Here is a 17,026-nt window from a genome sequence, read left to right as displayed (position 1 = left end):
CGAGCGGCGCAGGCTCAGGGATCGCGTCAGGCGGCGCTCTCCGCCGCCGGAGCGTGCCGGCGCAGCCTTCTGGGCCGACGAGCGGACGACGTCGCGTGCGCTGCCGGTGTTCCGGCTGCCGCGGAATACGCGGCTGCGGGTGACGCAGACTCACCCTTGGGCTCCCGGTCGACGTCCGCCTGCCGCACGACGAGCAGGTCCAGTTCGCCGCCGTAGGGTTCCGACTGCTCGCCGATGCGGCCCGCATCCAAGATTCTGTGGGCGTTGCCGCGGGGTGATTCATCGGTGGCGTGCCTGGCCGAGCTGGTCGGCGAGGCGCCGACCGCGGTGAGCCGTCGCCTCGCGTAACTGCGCCTCGCCAGGTTGGTGCGCGGCCGGTGCGAGGGACATTCGTCAGCTACTCCGCTGCCGACGTGCACGTGCAGCGACTGCTGGCTGAAGCGCTCTCTCACGCCGACCGTCACGAGAGCCCTCTCCGGCCACCGGCCGGGGCACCATCCGCGCCCGACCCGGTTCAGGTCGTACTGACGCCGTCGACCGTCCGGGGGACGCGGAGTGGGTTGGCCTCGCGCAGCTCCGGCGGAAGCAACGGGTCCGGGACGTTCTGGTAGCAGACCGGGCGCAACCAGCGCTCGATCGAGGTGCTTCCCACCGAGGTCGAGCCGCTCGTGGAGGCCGGGTACGGTCCGCCGTGGTGCATGGCGGGGGCGACCGTCACCCCAGTGGGCCAGCCGTCCACCACGACCCGTCCCGCGATCTCGCTCAACCCGGCGACCAGGTCCGCCGCCGCGTCGTCCCGTTCGTCGGCTGCCAGGTGCACCGTCGCTGTGAGGTTGCCCGGCAAGGCGTTGAGCACCGTGTCCCGTTCGGCTGTCGAGCCGTAGCGGACCAGCACGGTGACCGGTCCGAAGCACTCCTCGAGCAACTCCCGGTACGCCTCTCCGTCGAGCCGCGACGCCGCGACGGTCAGTACGCCCGGCCGCACGGCCAGCGGCACTGCGTCATCGCCGGCCTCGCCCGCTCCGAGCGGTTCCGCCACTCCTGGTAGCGCCGCGCGGGCGCGTACCCCGGCGAGGAACGCCTCCCGCATGCGCGGGTCGAGCAGTGGCCCGGACGGGACCGCCGCCGCGACGACCGCCTGGACGACGGCGTCACCCGCTGGTCCCTCGGGCAGCAGGACGAGACCCGGCTTGACGCAGAACTGGCCCATGCCCTGCGTGTACGAGGCTGCCAGCCCCGCTCCGATCTCCTCTGCCCTGGTTTCGGCTGCGCGTTCGGTCACCACCACCGGGTTGAGGCTGCCCAGCTCGCCGTGGAACGGGATCGGCCGCGGCCGGGAGGTTGCGATGTCGAACAAGGCGCGGCCGCCGCGCACCGAGCCGGTGAACCCCACGGCCGCGGTGAGGGGATGGCGTACGAGTTCCGGGCCGGCGTCGAAACCGTGGACCAGGCGGATAACGTCCTCGGGTAGTCCGACCTCGGCCGCCGCCGACCGGAGAATCCGGGCGCAGAGGACGGAGGTGGCGGGATGGTCCGGGTGTGCCTTGACCACGACGGGGCACCCCGCGGCCAGAGCGCTCGCGGTGTCGCCGCCTGGCACGCTGAACGCCAGGGGGAAGTTGCTCGCCGCGAAGACGCCGACCACGCCCAGCGGCACCTTGTAGCGACGCAGGTCGGGGCGAGGTGCGGGCTGCGCCGACGGGTCGGCGTGGTCGATGATCACGCCCAGGTAGGTGCCGGCCGCGACCACGTCCGCGAACAGGCGCAGCTGGTAGCACGTGCGGGCGAGTTCGCCGCTGAGCCGCACCTGGCCGAGCGCCGACTCCGCGTCGGCGGTCGCGATGATCTCCTCGCCGTTCGTCTCCAGGAGCGCGGCGGCTGCGCGAAGCAGGTCCGTACGCGCGGCGCGGTCTTGCAGTGCCGCACCGGCGGCTGCCGCCGTGCGTACCGCCTGGTCCACATCGTGCGCTGTCGACTCGGCCGCCACGCGCTCGCGCGGTCTGCCGGTACGCGGGTCGACGCTCAACACGTCATTCACCGTATCGTCCTCTTTCTTCCATCTCGGCGGGCGTCGTGTCCTCGGCCAGGGCAGCGAGCTCTCCCAGGGGCACCGGCACAGCGAGGCTGCGGGTGGCCAGCGGGCGCAGGTCGTCGGTCGTGGTCTCACGTCCGGTGAGCCAGGCCGCGATCTCTGCGGTGGCGAGGCCGCACACCCGTCCCTGGCACCAGCCCATCCCAGGCCGGGCCAGCATCTTCAGCGTGCGGGCGTCCTCTGCGCCGAGGTGGTCGTGTGCCCGGCGCAGGTCGCGGTATGAGACCTCCTCGCAGCGGCAGACCAGCGTCGTCTCCGACAGCCACTCGGGCCATGCGCGTGGCAGCGGATAGGTGCGGTGCATGGCGGCGGCGAACCTGCGGCCCCGCCGGACGGCCCGCCGCAGCCACCTCATCAGCGCCCGGTCGGTCGGGCGGCCGTGCGCGTCGGCGAGGGCGAGCGCGGCCAGCCGCCCCTCGTGGACGGCCAGCGCCGCGCCGCCCACACCGGTCGCCTCACCGGCGACGTACAGTCCTTCGACGCTGCTGCGCTGACGGTCGTCGACGGCCACGACGAGCGATCCGTCGGTGTCCATCGCCGTTTCGGCATCGAGCATGAGCGGCAGTTCGAGCGAGGGGGTGAAGCCCCAACCGAGTGCGACGAGGTCGGCGGCGATCTCCTCGTCCGGCCCGGTCGGGCGGCCGTCGCGGTCCACCCGGGCGACCCGGACCGCCTCCGCCCGGTCCTTTCCGAGTACCTCACGGATCACGGTCCTCGTCCGGTACGGGATGCGGTGTCGGGCCATCAGCGTCGCGTACTGCAGTGCCTCGACGCCCTTGGCTGGCGCGGACATGGCGCCGAGCGGATCGCGTAGCCAGCCCAGCGTCGCGTTGGCCTCGATGACGGCTGCGACGGTCACTCCGGCACGCGCGAGGCCGGTGGCCACGGGAAGCAGGAACGGGCCGGTGCCGGCGATGACCGCCCGCCGCCCCGCCGCCGTGCGATGCCCCTTGAGCAGGGCCTGCGCTCCCCCCACGGTCATCACGCCGGGCAGGTCCCAGCCGGGCACGGGTAGTTGCCGGTCGTATCCTCCTGGGCACAGGATCAGCGTTCGCGCGACGAGCGTGCGGTCCGCGCCGTCCAGCGGCGTGACGGTGGACGTGGCGGCTGTCATCCGGAGCGTGAAGGTCCCACCGGCGTCGCGGGTGATGAGAAAGACCTGGTGGCCGGGGAGGTAGCGGACCTGGCCAGTTGTGCGGAGGGCGTTCAGGCGGTCCCGCAGCCGGGTGAAGACCGACCGGCCGTGGTGGCCGACGCGATCGTCGGGACGGGCGTGGGCCTCGTCGTAGTGCCGCCAGTACTGCCCGCCGGGTTGCGCGGCGGTGTCGATGAGGGTGACCTCGAGGCCGGCCTCGGCGGCTTCGACGGCGGCGGCGAGGCCGGCTGGCCCCGCGCCGACCACGGCGACGTCAGGCACGTGCGGCATCGCTGTCCCCCCGGTCGCCGGCGTCTGGTGTGTCCGGCCCGGCGTCGTCGCCGAGGCGCATGCCGTCGGCGGCGGTGACGAGACAGGCGCGCTGGTCGGGAACGCCGTCGACGGTGATGAGACAGTCGAAGCAGATGCCGATGCCGCAGAACAGTCCTCGCGGCGTGCCGCCCCTGCGGGTGGTGCGCCAGCTCGTGATTCCGGCGGAGATCAGCGCGGCGGCGACGCTCTGGCCCGGCTCGGCCGGCACGACGGCACCGCGGAATGTCATCTGGAGTGTCATGCGAAGACCTCCTCGTCCTGCGCGAAGCGGTCCGGTGCGAACGGCGTGAGATTCAGGTCGGTCCGCTCCCCCACGAGCGCTTGGGCGATCAACTTGCCGGTGCCGACGGACAGACCGATGCCTGCGCCCTCGTGGCCGCAGGCGTGCCAGAGGCCGGGTGCGCGGGTGTCCGGACCGATGACGGGTAGATGGTCTGGGCAGTAGGGACGGAAGCCGAGGTAGGTGCGCATCACCCGGATCTGCCGGAGCATCGGGAACAACGCGATGGCCTTGGCGGCGAGCGAGCCGACAGCCGTAACGGACATGGTCCGGTCGAGTCCGACGCGCTCACGTGACGCGCCGATGAGGATCGTGCCGCCAACGGTTCCCTCGACCACGGGCGAGGTTTGCAGTGCCGCGTCGGAGCTGCCCACGTCGGCGACGTACTCGGCGGCGTACACCTTGTGACGGATCGTCCGGGGCGGCATCGGCTGGGTGACCAGGACGAAGCCCCGTCGGGGTAGCACGGGGACACGCACTCCGGCGAGGCCGGCGATGTCGCCGGCCCACGTGCCGGCGGCGTTGAGCACCGCGCTGGCCGGGATGTCTCCTGTCGAGGTGCGTACGCCCGTCACCCGCGGGCCGTCGCGGAGGAACCCCGTCACCTCGGTGTGCGTACGCACGCGCGTGCCGCGCTCGCGGGCCAGCCCTAGCAGGTGGGCCGCCACCAGCATCGGCTGGACCTGGGCATCCTGTGGGTAGTAGGCGCCACCGGCGAGCCGCGGCGACAGATGCGGCTCGTAGTCGCGCAACTCGGCTCGCGGGACGTCGCGAACCTCGACACCGCAGCGGCGCTGGTGGACGGTGAGCTCGCGCAGTGCGGCGCGGCTCTGCTCCGATGCCGCGACGACCAGCCCGCCCTTGGCTTCGAACTCCCACAGGTCGCCGTGCTCGGCGAGGTCTTCGCGCCAGACGCGCTGCGAGTACAGTGCCAGGTCCAGCTCGGGGCCGGCCTGTTTGTCGGACACCAGCACGTTGCCCTCGCCGGCGCTGGAGGTGCCGCCGGCGATCGCCCCGCGCTCGACGACGACCACCCGCAGGCCCGCCAGTGCCGCGAAGTACGCGCTGGCAGCGCCCACCACTCCTGCCCCGACGACCACCAGGTCCGCGCTCACGCCGTCGCCTCCCCACGGTGGATGGCGGCGTGGGGCTCGACCGTGCTGTGCCCGAGGGTTCGCTCGCTGCGCTCGGTCATGCCGCCCCGCTTCGCCTCATGGGGCGTCCCTGGCGCTGTCTGCCCACAGACCGCGAACGTGGCCGATGTGGCGGTGCATCAGCAGTTCGGCCCCGGACGGGTCGCGGGCTTCGACGAAGTCCAGGAGCTCGTGGTGCTCCGCCGCCGAGCGGACCAGTCTGCCGCTCTCCAACAGGGGGGTCAGGCCGAGCAGCCGGGTCCGCGAGCGCAGGTCGGACACGACGTCCATCAGGAACCGGTTGCGGCTGTAGCCGAGCAGGGTCAGGTGGAAGACGTGGTCGGCCTCGATGTAGCCGACCAGGTCGCCGCGCTCCGCCGCGTCGACGATGGCCTGTGCGAGTGCCCTCAGCTCGGGGAAGTCCGCCTTCGGGATCACCGTCACGACATTGCGCACGGTCGGCGGCTCGATGAGCAGCCGCACGGCGGCCAGGTTGTCGAGGTCCTCCTCGGACACCTCGGTGATGCGGAAGCCCTTGTTCGGGTGAGGTACGGCCAGGCCGCTCTTCACCAGGTCGAGCATGGCTTCCCGCACGGGTGTGGGTGATACGCCGAGCTGCGCGCCGAGCGCTGGAGCCGAGTACACCACGCCGGGTTCCAGCTTGCCGGAGATGATCGCCGCACGCAGGGCCTCCCTGATCCTGTCGCGGAGGTTCTCTCTGCGACCGATGTCGGGAAGGTCCGGGACGGGCACGGGGCTCACAGCAGGAATCCTGCGGGGAACGGGTCGGTGGGGTCGAGGTGGAGCTGTGCCGTCGCGGTGACCCATGCCCTGCCCGTGATCGACGGCAGGACGGCAGGGAGCGACCCGACGGTGGTCTCGCCGAGCAGCCGCCCGGTGAAGCGGGTGCCGATGAACGACTCGTTGACGAAGTCCTCGCCGATGCCCAGTTCGCCGCGCGCCCACAACTGCGCCATCCGGGCGCTCGTGCCGGTGCCGCATGGGGACCGGTCGAACCAGCCGGGGTGGATGGCCATGGCGTGTCGCGACAGTTTGGCGGTGGAGCCGGGGGCCTTCAGGTAGACGTGGTGGCAGCCGCTGATGTCGTCACGTTCCGGGTGCACCGGCCGGTCCTGCTCGTTCACCGCATCCATGATCGCCAGGCCCGCGGCGAGCAGGTCGCCGGCGCGGGCGCGGTCGAAGGGCAGCCCGAGGTCCGCCAGGTCGACGATCGCGTAGAAGTTTCCGCCGAAGGCCATGTCGTAGTCGACCGCGCCGACGCCCGGGACCTCGACCTTCCGGTCGATCGCGTACGCGAAAGACGGAACGTTCTGGATGGTGACCGACTCGGCCGCGCCGTCGCGCACCGTCACGGAGGCGACGACCAGGCCGGCGGGAGTGTCGAGCCTGATCGTGGTCACCGGCTCGACGACGGGCACCATCCCGGTCTCGACGAGGACCGTCGCGACGCCGATCGTGCCGTGGCCGCACATCGGCAGCAGTCCGGAGACCTCGATGAAGAGCACACCGTAGTCGGCGTCGGGACGGGTCGGCGGTTGCAGGATCGCGCCGCTCATCGCGGCGTGGCCGCGTGGTTCGTACATCAGCAACGTGCGGACGTCATCGCTGTTCTCCACGAACCACAGCCTGCGCTCGGCCATGGTTGCTCCGGGGATGGCGCCCACGCCGCCGACGACGACCCGGGTGGGCATGCCCTCGGTGTGCGAGTCGACAACGTGGAACGTGCGGCGGGATCTCATCTGTAGCCCTTGGCGAGCACCGCTTCGGTGTCGGCGATGATCTTGGCTGCCAGTTCGGACGGCAGCGGCAGGCGTGGCGGACGGCAGGCGCCGCCCTTGCGGCCGGCGACGTCCATCGACAGTTTGATCGACTGGACGAACTCGGTCTTGGAGTCCCAGCGCAGCAGCGCGTGCAGGTCCCGGTAGATCGGCAGGGCCTTGGCGATGTCCGCGGGGTCGCCTGAGGTGACCAGCCGGTAGAGCTCCACGGTGCTCTCCGGGATCGCGTTCGGGTAGCCGGCGATCCAGCCGACGGCTCCGGCGATACCCAGTTCGAGCAGCACGTCGTCGGCGCCGACCAGAATGTCCAGGCCGGGGGCCAGTTCGCTGATCTCGTACGCTCTGCGCACGTCGCCGGTGAACTCCTTCACGCCGACGATCAAGCCATCCTGGAACAGTTCGGCAAGCAGCGCAGGCGCCAGGTCGACCTTGGTGTCGATGGGGTTGTTGTAGGCGACGACAGGCAGTCCGGCGCGCGCGACCTCGCGGTAGTGCTCGACCACTGCCTCGCGGTCGGCGCGGTAGGCGTTGGGCGGCAGCAGCAGGACGGAGGTGGCTCCGGCCTCGGCGGCCTGCTCGGCCCAGCGGCGGGCCTCGAGGGCGCCGTAGGCGGCGACGCCGGGCATGACGCCGAATCCGGCGGGGGCGGCCTGTACGGCGGTCTCGACGACGCGCTCCCGCTCCTGCGGGGTCAGCGTCTGGTACTCGCCGAGGGAGCCGTTGGGCGTCACGCCGTCACAGCCTCCAGCGGCGAGGAACCCGACGTGCTCGGCGAACGCGTCGTAGTCGACGGAGAGGTCGTCGTGGAGGGGCAGCGCCGTCGCGACGTGCACGCCGCGCCAGGGCTTTGCGGGGGTGGTCACTGCTGGCTCCTCATCGGTCGTACGGGGAAGGTACACAGTGCAATGTCACATAATCACTGCATGGCCATCCACTTCTCCAAGCCGTCGGCCTCCAGCGGCAGCGCACTGGACAACACCTCCGAACCGTCGGGCGTGACCAGCAGGTCGTCCTCGATACGCACACCGATCCCGCGCAGCTCCGGAGGCACGGTCAGGTCGTGCGGATGGAAGTACAGTCCGGGCTCGACCGTCAGCACCATGCCGGGCGCCATAGCCGCACCCTGATAGGCGTCCTCCGCAGCTCGGCCGCAGTCGTGCACGTCCAGCCCCAGGTGATGGCCAACTCCGCACACCAGGTAGCGCCGGTGGTGTTGCCCGGTGTCGGACAGCGCCTCGTCCACGGAGACCGGCAACAGTCCCCAGTCCGCCAGGCCCCGCGCGATCACCTCCATCGCCGCGTGATGGAACTCGGTGAACCGGCGGCCCGGGCCCACCGCCGCCAACCCGGCTCTGTGGGCCTGTTCCACCAGGTCGTGTACCTGCCGCTGCGCCTGCGAGAACCGCCCGGAGGCGGGAAACGTCCGGGTGACATCGGCGGTGTAGTAGCTGTTGACCTCGACCCCCATGTCGAGCAGGAGCACCTCGTCCGGCAGCACCGGGCCGTCGCAGCGCACCCAGTGCAGGGTGGGCGCGTGCCGGCCGCTACCGACGATCGTGGTGTAGCCGGGGCCGTTGCCGTACGCCCGGGCGTACCGGTCGAAGGTGCCCTGCAGCCACCGCTCCCCGGGCCCCGCGATCGCGGTGGGGATCTCGCGGACGACCGCGGCGAAGCCCTCGACGGTGCGGTCCACCGCCTCCCGGAGCTGCCCGATCTCCCACTCGTCCTTGTACATGCGCAACTCGGCGAGGGTCCGCGCGACCTCCTCGTCCCGGGTCACGTCCTCGGTGAGTTCTGCGCGCGGCCGAACCTCGACGTTCAGCGCCCGCGCCCAGTCGGCCAGCCCCGGCGCCGCGCCCACCCACAACTCGCCGTAGCGGGCGTCGGCGAAGAACCCGGGGTCACCGGGCTGGGCCGGCGACGGCAGGTAGAGAGTGGCGTCGCCGCCGCGCAGCACCACGACGGCGTTCTCGACCGAGCAGCCGGTCGTCCAGACGAAGTCACTGTCCGGACGGAAGTCGTAACTCGTGTCGTTGCTGCGTACGGGCGCCTCCCCCGCCGCCAGCACGACGGTGCGGCCCGGGAGGGCCTCGGCCAGGCGGGCCCGGTGGGCGGCGGCCGCCTCGGCGGCGCCGGGCACGACCGACGGGGTGCGGTCGGGCACGTCCCAGCCGGTGGCCATGTACTCCGTGAACGCCGCGACGTCGGACAGCTTCGGCGGCTTGCCATCACGCAACGGAAATTCCCTCCTGCCGTGGAGCGGACGGGTTCCTGTCAGCTCCATCGATGTCTCTGACTCCTGCGCCCATTTCGCGGAGCATCTCGGTCAGCCGGGCGAAGACCCGGTCGTCCTCGCGTAGGCCGTCGTGTTCGTACTCGTTGGTGATCCAGGTCCGGACGTTGCCCACCCGGGACGCCGTGTCCATCTGCAGACCCGCGTCCACGTACATGTCGTCGTGGTAGACGGCGGCCACCACCGGGATCTCGTTGGCGGCCAGCCGGTCGAGGTCATAGAGCGGCGGCCACTCGTCCCGGACCGCCAGCGCTTCCACGGCGTCGCGGAACGGACGCAGCTCGGCGATCTCCTGGAACATCCAGGGGTAGATCATCTCGCCGGTGAACAGCAGCGGCCTGGCTTCCTCGGCGAACTGCGGATGCCTCTCCCGCTCCGCCTGGGCCGCCCAGCCGGTGGCAGCGGTGCCATGTCCGTAGATGCTCTCGTGCAGGGCCGCGAACAGCGGGTTGTCACTGTACGCCGTCCTGGCCAGCACCTGGTGCAGGAACGTCGCGGACAGCTCGCCCCCAGCGAACGCCTCATCGAGCAGCCAGTGCATGCGCTCGTATCCGGGCTTCATGCCGAGGTCGATGCCGAGCGACTGCAACCGTCGGACCGTGAGCACATCGCCGTCGGGCAGCAACACGTCGCCTTCGGCCAGCCGATCGGCGATCCGACCCACGTGCGCGACCTGGTGCGGGTACCGCCGGTAGAACTCCCTGTTCTTCGCCTCGACTCGCGGGTAGGTACGCCTGTAGACCTCCGCCGCCGACGGGTCGAGACCAGGCAGGCCACCGGTGACGTAGCAGGCGCTCAGGCCCTCCGGAGCCTTCGACAGGTACGTCAGCGTGACGAAGCCGCCGTACGACTGTCCGAGGGTGGACCAGGGCCCGCCGCCGAAGACGGACTTTCGCAGGTGCTCGTGGTCGGCCACGATCGAGTCAGCCCGGAAGCACGCGAGGAAGCGGGCAGCCTCCTCCGCCGTCGTGAAGGCGCTCATCCGGCGGCCATCGACGCGGGTGCTGCGGCCAGTGCCACGCTGGTCGACCAGGACCACGCGGTAATCGCGCAGTGCCAGGCCGAGCCAGCCGAACCGGGTGAGCGGACGGGGGCCCTTCCCGCCGGGTCCGCCCTGCAGGTAGACCAGGCACGGCAGGTCCTCCCCGGCCCGCATGGGATCGACGATCTCACGGGCGAAGACCTGGATGCTGCCGCGCGTCGGGTCAGACCAATCGAGCGGCACCTCGCTGACGTGGTCCCGGATGCGCATGCCAGGGATCGTGTAGGTCGCGGTGACGGTCATCGGCACCTCCTTTCGCCGCTGCGGCCGGCGGAACCTCTGTCGCCCCTGCGGCACCGAACACGATCACCACCTGCTGCGGGCACGCACGCCTCAATCAGTAAGGTGTGCCATTGCACTGATCGTAGGTGGAGATCCAGCATCTGCCAAGCCGTGCTGCGGCGCCGACCAGCGAGGGCGTGCCAGGCAGCGGCCGCTCCCCGGGTGGCTGGTGGCCACCCGTGAACCGTCTTGTCGCGACGTGCGGATAACAGGTGACGCTTCCCTGCTCCGCGAGAGGCCTTGCGTGAAAGAACTCAGACCAACGTTGGACGCCGATGTCGGCGCGGTGACGGACGCAGCGATCATCGAGAGCTCCGTGCAGGACCCGGAGACCTTCTCGACGATCTTCGACCGACACGCACCGCACATCCACCGTTACCTGGCGCGGCGCCTCGGTGTGCCGGCTGCGGACGACCTGGTCGCGGAGACGTTCCTCGCGGCGTTCCGCCGCCGGGACCGCTTCGAGACCACCTGTCCGAACGCAATGCCGTGGCTGTACGGGATCGCCACCAAGATCGTCGGCCAGCACCGGCGAAATGAGGAGCGCGAGTACCGGCTGCGACAGGCGTACGTCCCCGCGACGACCGAGGCATCGCATGCCAACCGGGTCGCCACCACGGTGACGGCGCAATCACTACGCCGGCCCCTCCTCGAGGCGCTGGCCACGCTCTCCGACGGAGATCGCGACGTGTTGCTGCTGATCGCTTGGGAGGAACTCGGGTACGACGAACCTGGCCATCGACGCACGGCTCGGGCGAAATCGTGCTCGTCTTCCACCCCGAGACCTACACCTTCCTCGGAGTGGGCGGGGCCGGCAGGCGGATCGGCGGTGTCGGCCCTCGCCATCGTTGACCGAGTCGGCCAGAGGACCTGACACCCGTCCCAGCGGCCGGCCGCCTCCCAAACATGAACTGTCCAGCCACTGGATGCGGACAACGGATGACGCTCTTCTGCGAAAGGCCTACCATGCGACTCCTACGACGGCGGACGAAGAATGTCGGCGACAGTGCATTGACAGACGCCGACATCATCGCTTGGTCCGAGGAGGATCCCGAAATCTTCTCGACGATCATCGACCGGCACGCGCGGCGCATCCATCGTCACCTAGCGCGACGCTTCGGTGTGCCGGCCGCAGACGAACTTGTCGCTGAGACATTCGTCGCGGCGTTTCGTCTTCGGAATCAGTTCGACATCACCCAGTCCGACGCTCGACCCTGGCTTTACGGGCTCGCCACCGATCTGGCCAACCAGCACCGGGCGGCAAGGCAGACCTCCCGCCGTTCGCCAAGGTGACCTACCGCAAGCGCAACATGGTCGGACGCTGCATCAACCGGCTCAAACGGTGGCGAGACGCCCGCGCGCTTACGTGATCGCTGACGCGGCTCGGACTCTGCCGCACACGCTGCGCCGCGTCGATGTTGGCGACGAAGCCCTGGCCGAGTTGGAAGTGCTCGTCGGGTTCGACGACGACCTGGCCGGCGAGGCCACCCGCATCAGCAACCGCATCCGCGGGCTGCTGACCCAGATCCATCCCGCGCTGGAACGAGTCCTCGGCCCGCGAGTGCAGCACAAGGCGGTGCTGGAGTTGTTGTCGCAGTGCGGCGGCCAGGCCGGGCTGCGCAAGGCCGGGCGCCGCAAACTGCTGTCAATCGTGTCCAAGAGCGCGCCGCGCATGGGCGAACGTCTCGTCGAACACATCATGGCCGTCCTCGACGAGCAGACCGTTACCGTTCCCGGCACCGCTGCTGCCGAGATGATCCTGCCCCGGCTGGCCGACAGCCGGCGCGACGTCCTGCAACAACGCAACCAAGTCGCCAACGAGGTCGACAGGACGCTTGATGCGCACCTCTTGCCGAGGTCCTGACCTCGATGCCCGGCATCGGCGTCAGGACCGCAGCGAGGATCCTGCTCGAAGTCGGCGACGGCACCGCCTTCAAGACGCCCGGCCATCTGGCCGCCTACGCCGGCCTGGCGCCAGTATCCCGCCGCTCAGGCAGCAGCATCCGTGGTGAACACCCTGCTCGCGGGTGCACGCGTTCTTCCTTGCCGAGTTTGCGTTCTTGGCCGACCCTGCCAGCCGCGCCCACTACGACCGCAAGCGCGCCCAAGGCAAACGCCACAACACCGCCCTCATCTGCCTCGCCCGCCGCCGCGTCGATGTCCTGTTCGCCATGCCCCGCGACAAGTTCCCCTACCAGCCGCGGCCCTACCATCACCGGCATGATGGAGTTCGACCTCAACGACTTCGTCACCGCAGTGGCCGCCCGACGCACACAGTGGCAAGCAGCGGGAGTCCATTGGCGGCTGCATCACGGACCCACCCGCTCCAAATCGTCTTCTTGGGTCGACTGCACCACTGCTCATCACTTGGCCCAGTTGATCCTCTGGACCAGTGGCGAAGCCGACCTGGAGGTAGGCGACATCTTGACCGGAGCCATCACCATCACTTACTACGAGATGAGCAACACCGCAGAACTCGCCACTTGCCTCGACGACCTCACCCACCGGCTGACTGGCCCCGCGTCCCGGGCTTGGCGGAAGCCATAGGGAGACCCCTCCCGACGGCCACGTCGCCTGGATCGGCGACGATCAGCAAGACCTGGACGGTCACTTCTCCCGCTGGTTCGGCATGCCCGCCAACTGATTCCGCCTGAGCAACCGCACCCGAGTTCCAGCAGCGGGAAGGCATTGCACATGTACGCCGTGTCGGCGTCCCGCGCGCGGCCGATCTCGTCGAGACTGATCCCGATCGCCATCGCGGCGACCACGCCCGCCGACACTCGCTGGGGTGCGGATAGCGGAGCTGGCGCCGGACTTGATCTTGTACTCGGAAGTGCTTATCTGCACTTTCTTCGGCGTCAACCACCGGCTCTAACGTGCTTGACGGGACGCGCTGCTTGCTGAAGCGGCGTGTGGGGTGGCATCATCGCGGCCATGATCGAGAGAATCGAGTCCTCCGTCCGCCGGTGAGCGTGACGACCGAGCCTGGACTGCTCGGACCCCAGATCACTCTGTTCGAACACGCTCTACGTCTCCATCAGCAACATCCCGACGGTGTTCTGCCTCGCGACGGTGAGCCGTATCCGGACGAAGAGCGTCATCGCTCGCGGCCGTCAACCCGGCGTGCGAGGGATCGACGACTCGACGGAGCCGATGTCGCTGTCATCCTCGACAGTCACTTCAGTCAGCCTGACGCGCAGGCGAGTGAACTTGTCGACGCCTTCCGCGATGCCCACGTCCCAATCCATCGCAACGACCACATCGTTGCCGCGGCGCTGCGCGCGGACCGGCAGCGAGTGCGGCAGACCGGCCGGTGGTTAGTGCGGCGCAGCACTGACCGCAGCGCCGCCACGGTCGGACTCGCGCTGCTGGCCGCAGACTGGGCCGAGGAGGACATCCCGCTGATCCAAACCATCGGTCTGCTGTCGAACCGGTTCGGGCCGTTGGCCGCAGAGGCGTTGCAACGCCGCCGCGGAGGTGGAGAAGCGCTGCTGTGGCTCGCCGAGCGCGTCGCCGGTTGGGGCAGGGTCTACGTCGTCGAGGCGCTGTGCCGACAGGGCGCCGTCAACTCTCGGGCGTGGCTGCTGCGCCATGCCTGCGACGGCGACTACCTGAACGGCTACTTCGCCGGCAAGGTCGCCACCGCAGCACACCTGCACGAAGCGATCATCAGCGCCGATGCCGACGACGACCTGATCGATCACACCGGCCGGCTCCTGAGGACCATGGCCAACTGCAATGGCATGGGCATGACCCTCGAGCACTACCCGCCGGCACCTGTCGTGCTGGCCGCGCATGCTGCTCACCTCGCCCAGCAGACGCCGACAGCAAATCGGTACGTCGACGGCGCGATCATCGCCGACTATCTGGCGGCCAAGCCTCCGAACCGATGCGGCTGCACTGCCGAGCAGCGGGACCGCATCGTGCAGCATTACCTCGCCGTACTCGACCGGCCGGATTGGCGTGACGCGGTCCGCGCGGGCCTCAGCCCCACCAGCGATTTCTTCGCCTGGTTCGTCGACCATGTAGCGGCGCGGCTGCGTCTCGGCGCGTTTTCTGGCGTGGCAGAAGGTGACGAGCGATGAACCACACCGCCAATCAACACCTGGTCGAAGCGGTGCAAGCCGGTGACGGGGCAGCCGTCGCGCAGGCCTTGACCGACGGGGCTGATCCGAATGCGGAAGTGGGCCGGTTCCGGGGGTCCGTGCTCATCGAGGCCGCCCGCAGCGGCCGGCTGGAAATCGTCGTTTTGCTGGTGGACGCCGGGGCGAGCGTCGGACCGGTCGGTCACTTCAACGTGACGCCGCTGCGCGTCGCCATACTCGAGGCACACACGGACGTAGTGCGGCACCTCATCGCCCACGGGGCGCTTCCGGCGGAGCCCGCCACCAGGACGAGCATCGTGACGGAGGCGTTGTCCCATACGAGGCACCGCCCGGCGAGGAGACCATGCTGCAGTGGACGTGCTACTGCAGGCTGGCGCCGACGTGGAGTCCGGCGACCAGCACGGGCGGACCGCGTTGATGCACGCGGTCGAACGCAACGAACGACAGGTCATCGCTGCCCTGCTGCTGGCAGGCGCCGCCACCGACACCATCAGTACCGACGGCATGACGGCGTTGCAGTTGGCCCGCGGTTGGCAGCGCCAGAACGTCCAGTTCATGCTGGGCGAGCGCCACGCCGGGCTGGACGACGTGCCAATCACCCGCACCGTCGTGCGCTCTATCCCGGTCGGTGCGCAGCTCACCGGTGACCCACGGATACTCCACTTGCTGGCGGGCGTCATCGACATCGTCTTGGACGATCTCGGCGACGACGAGTGGGCAACTCGCACTGGTACGGACGCCGACACGGCAGAGGCCGTCGCCGTAAGGCTGCGCAACGAGATCGTCCCGGCCACCAACGCATCGTGGTTCCAACTGGAGGTCACCGCAGACGAACTCGCTGCCACACGCTCGGCACTGGTCGAACTCGCCTACGGCACCACGCGAGTCATGCCCGCCGGTACCAGTAGGTTGGAGATCGTAGACCTACTTGAGGAACTCAACCGGCAGCTCGGCCGCTAGGCCGGTCAGGGTCGCCCCTGCGGATGTTCGGCGTGATGGTCCATGTCGGCTGGATCTGTAGCAAGGATCGCTGAGACAGCCGCTGGGCCTGCTCTCGTTTGGCACGCAGGAAAGTGAGGGTGAGGTCGATGCCTTCGATCTCACCCAGCCAATGCTCGGTTTCTGCTCGCTGTCGTCGCGAGAGAAGGTCATTCTCCAGTTCGTCGGGCCTGCTGATCATCTTTCGATTGACGTTGAGTATTGGACAGCGAATACAGGCGTGCTCATGCTGGCAGCCGGTTCCGTACGGACGAGCGCAGGAGACCAGTTCCACCTTGCGTATGTCGAGGTGCTCCTGGAACTCCGCCCACTCCTGGTCGGTGACCGGCTGGTACTCGTCGTCAGGACGCGTCTGGCGGCGTTGGTGCAGGTGGGCCTAGCATCGGCGCGGTCGTTGCCCGCAGGATCGGGATCCCGGCTGGGGCGCCGCGCCGCTTGATGAAGCGCAGGTGGGCGTGGACGGCAGCGGGTCCCGGCAGGATGTCGGCCAAGATCGCCGCGTCGAAGGTAGGGATCTCGCCCCGCACGGCGAGCAGTAGGGCGGTGGACCCCGGCGCCGAGACGCAGGTAACGGGCGGTGGGCCGAGTCACGCGACCATCCCGCCCCCGGTGGCGTCGTTCTAGATTCTTGAGCCCGAGTCAGTCTGCAGTCGGCGGAAGATCAGCACGTCCTCGTGCGTGATCAGGTGCAGCGGCGTGCCGGCGGTGCGGGCCTTGCGCACAGCCTGGAGTTGGAAGAACGATGGCCGGGCGACGAGGTGCCCGTCACGAACGGCGGCGAGCAGCGCCACGCACCGCTCCGTGGGAACAAGGCCAGCGCGGACACCGGCGGCGATCACGGCGCTGGGCAGGTCGACCAGCTGTCCGTTCTTGCGCCACGGCCGGGCGGTGACCACCACGGTGCCGCCGGGGCGCAGCAGTGTCGCGCAGCCGCGCAGGATCCGGCCCGCCCCGTACGCGGCGTTGTGTCGTGCCGGTTGGCGCGCCGGGTACGCGCTGCGCCAGCAGGCCGGGGAAGTCACGCCGGTGAAGGACATGGAACACGTCACCGGGCCACGCACGCCCCGGATGCCCTACGGGCACCCGGACGTGCTGGTTCGCCGTGCGGTGCGATTGGGCATCCTCGACGCGTGCGACGAGCAGCCCTACATCGACGTGCGGCTGGGCCGCCGGGCCATCGAGCGGATCGCCGCCATGCTGGGCATAACCACCGACGCCCTGCGAATGCGGCTGGGCCGCATCGACACCCGCATCGCCGAGGCCCTCGCCACGGGCCTGTTGACCGGGGCCGCATCGCCGCAATCCGCCGACGCCTTGGCGGCGCAGGCGCAACGCCGGGCCGCCCTGCGCGCCGCCAGCCAAAACCGCGCCTACAGCGGCACGGCGCAGACAGCAGCGGCCTAGCCCACCGCCCGCACCGCCATCCCGCGCGGCGCCCCTAGGGCCTGTCCTGTCGATCATGGAAGCCAGATGATGGCGGCGATGAGAACGAGGCTGGCGCGGTAGAGAGATGCCCGTTTGGCGTAGCGGGT

The 17,026-nt window shown here is 69.9% G+C and carries 15 protein-coding genes and 4 pseudogenes; 8 read left to right on the top strand and 11 right to left on the bottom strand.

Going from position 1 to position 17,026, the window contains the following annotated elements; all coding sequences use genetic code 11:
* Positions 1-514 precede the first annotated feature (514 nt).
* The 9 genes from AB0L34_RS26415 to AB0L34_RS26375 form a co-directional block, all read right to left on the bottom strand.
* Complete coding sequence (locus AB0L34_RS26415) at positions 515-2,038, bottom strand: aldehyde dehydrogenase (NADP(+)) (RefSeq protein ID WP_363707514.1); 1,524 nt, start codon at positions 2,036-2,038, stop codon at positions 515-517.
* Positions 2,031-3,518: an NAD(P)/FAD-dependent oxidoreductase gene (locus AB0L34_RS26410; RefSeq protein WP_363707512.1), complete on the bottom strand. Its 1,488-nt coding sequence runs from the start codon at positions 3,516-3,518 to the stop codon at positions 2,031-2,033. Before AB0L34_RS26410 ends, AB0L34_RS26415 begins: the two co-directional genes overlap by 8 nt.
* Positions 3,502-3,801 carry a (2Fe-2S)-binding protein gene (locus tag AB0L34_RS26405; RefSeq protein ID WP_363707510.1) on the bottom strand — a complete coding sequence of 100 codons (300 nt, stop codon included), beginning with the start codon at positions 3,799-3,801 and terminating at the stop codon, positions 3,502-3,504. The genes AB0L34_RS26410 and AB0L34_RS26405 overlap by 17 nt, the downstream gene beginning before the upstream one ends.
* Positions 3,798-4,940, bottom strand: a complete 1,143-nt coding sequence (locus AB0L34_RS26400) for an FAD-binding oxidoreductase (RefSeq protein WP_363707519.1) — start codon at positions 4,938-4,940, stop codon at positions 3,798-3,800. Before AB0L34_RS26400 ends, AB0L34_RS26405 begins: the two co-directional genes overlap by 4 nt.
* Before the next feature lie 111 nt (positions 4,941-5,051).
* The gene (locus tag AB0L34_RS26395; RefSeq protein ID WP_363707509.1) at positions 5,052-5,735 is read right to left on the bottom strand and encodes a GntR family transcriptional regulator; all 684 of its coding nucleotides are present in this window, start codon (positions 5,733-5,735) and stop codon (positions 5,052-5,054) included.
* Positions 5,732-6,733 carry a proline racemase family protein gene (locus AB0L34_RS26390; RefSeq protein ID WP_363707507.1) on the bottom strand — a complete coding sequence of 334 codons (1,002 nt, stop codon included), beginning with the start codon at positions 6,731-6,733 and terminating at the stop codon, positions 5,732-5,734. Before AB0L34_RS26390 ends, AB0L34_RS26395 begins: the two co-directional genes overlap by 4 nt.
* The gene (locus AB0L34_RS26385; RefSeq protein ID WP_363707505.1) at positions 6,730-7,635 is read right to left on the bottom strand and encodes a dihydrodipicolinate synthase family protein; all 906 of its coding nucleotides are present in this window, start codon (positions 7,633-7,635) and stop codon (positions 6,730-6,732) included. The genes AB0L34_RS26390 and AB0L34_RS26385 overlap by 4 nt, the downstream gene beginning before the upstream one ends.
* A gap of 53 nt (positions 7,636-7,688) precedes the next feature.
* The gene (locus tag AB0L34_RS26380) at positions 7,689-9,008 is read right to left on the bottom strand and encodes an aminopeptidase P family protein (RefSeq protein WP_363707503.1); all 1,320 of its coding nucleotides are present in this window, start codon (positions 9,006-9,008) and stop codon (positions 7,689-7,691) included.
* On the bottom strand, positions 9,001-10,350 hold the full coding sequence (locus tag AB0L34_RS26375; protein ID WP_363707502.1) for an alpha/beta fold hydrolase: 1,350 nt from the start codon (positions 10,348-10,350) through the stop codon (positions 9,001-9,003). Before AB0L34_RS26375 ends, AB0L34_RS26380 begins: the two co-directional genes overlap by 8 nt.
* 304 nt (positions 10,351-10,654) lie before the next feature.
* Here AB0L34_RS26375 and AB0L34_RS26370 point away from each other — a divergent pair, with 304 nt between their 5' ends.
* From AB0L34_RS26370 to AB0L34_RS26340, 7 genes and pseudogenes are all read left to right on the top strand, one after another.
* Positions 10,655-11,263, top strand: a complete 609-nt coding sequence (locus tag AB0L34_RS26370) for an RNA polymerase sigma factor (RefSeq protein ID WP_363707500.1) — start codon at positions 10,655-10,657, stop codon at positions 11,261-11,263.
* A 65-nt stretch (positions 11,264-11,328) separates the two neighbouring features.
* Entirely contained in the window at positions 11,329-11,682 is a 354-nt protein-coding gene (locus tag AB0L34_RS26365) for a sigma factor (protein WP_363707498.1), read from the top strand.
* 67 nt (positions 11,683-11,749) lie between these two features.
* Positions 11,750-12,593, top strand: a pseudogene (locus tag AB0L34_RS26360) (transposase); the annotation flags it as partial.
* Between the two features lie 19 nt (positions 12,594-12,612).
* Entirely contained in the window at positions 12,613-12,936 is a 324-nt protein-coding gene (locus tag AB0L34_RS26355; protein ID WP_363707517.1) for a hypothetical protein, read from the top strand.
* A gap of 419 nt (positions 12,937-13,355) precedes the next feature.
* On the top strand, positions 13,356-14,474 hold the full coding sequence (locus AB0L34_RS26350; RefSeq protein WP_363707496.1) for a hypothetical protein: 1,119 nt from the start codon (positions 13,356-13,358) through the stop codon (positions 14,472-14,474).
* Positions 14,471-14,746: pseudogene (locus AB0L34_RS26345) on the top strand (ankyrin repeat domain-containing protein); the annotation flags it as partial. The gene AB0L34_RS26350 and the pseudogene AB0L34_RS26345, both read left to right, overlap by 4 nt.
* 64 nt (positions 14,747-14,810) lie before the next feature.
* On the top strand, positions 14,811-15,455 hold the full coding sequence (locus AB0L34_RS26340; RefSeq protein ID WP_363707516.1) for an ankyrin repeat domain-containing protein: 645 nt from the start codon (positions 14,811-14,813) through the stop codon (positions 15,453-15,455).
* Here AB0L34_RS26340 and AB0L34_RS26335 read toward each other — a convergent pair.
* Entirely contained in the window at positions 15,433-15,768 is a 336-nt protein-coding gene (locus AB0L34_RS26335; protein WP_363707494.1) for a hypothetical protein, read from the bottom strand. The two genes, AB0L34_RS26340 and AB0L34_RS26335, sit on opposite strands and share 23 nt — an antisense overlap.
* A 346-nt stretch (positions 15,769-16,114) precedes the next feature.
* Positions 16,115-16,438: pseudogene (locus tag AB0L34_RS26330) on the bottom strand (site-specific DNA-methyltransferase); the annotation flags it as partial.
* Here AB0L34_RS26330 and AB0L34_RS26325 point away from each other — a divergent pair.
* Positions 16,437-16,898, top strand: a pseudogene (locus AB0L34_RS26325) (hypothetical protein); the annotation flags it as partial. The pseudogenes AB0L34_RS26330 and AB0L34_RS26325 overlap by 2 nt on opposite strands.
* Between the last annotated feature and the right edge of the window lie 128 nt (positions 16,899-17,026).

The organism is Micromonospora sp. NPDC052213 (assembly GCF_040679695.1).
Classification (GTDB): Bacteria; Actinomycetota; Actinomycetes; order Mycobacteriales; family Micromonosporaceae; genus Micromonospora.
The sequence above is the reverse complement of the archived record's forward strand: the minus strand, read 5'-3'. Positions and strand labels throughout refer to the sequence as shown.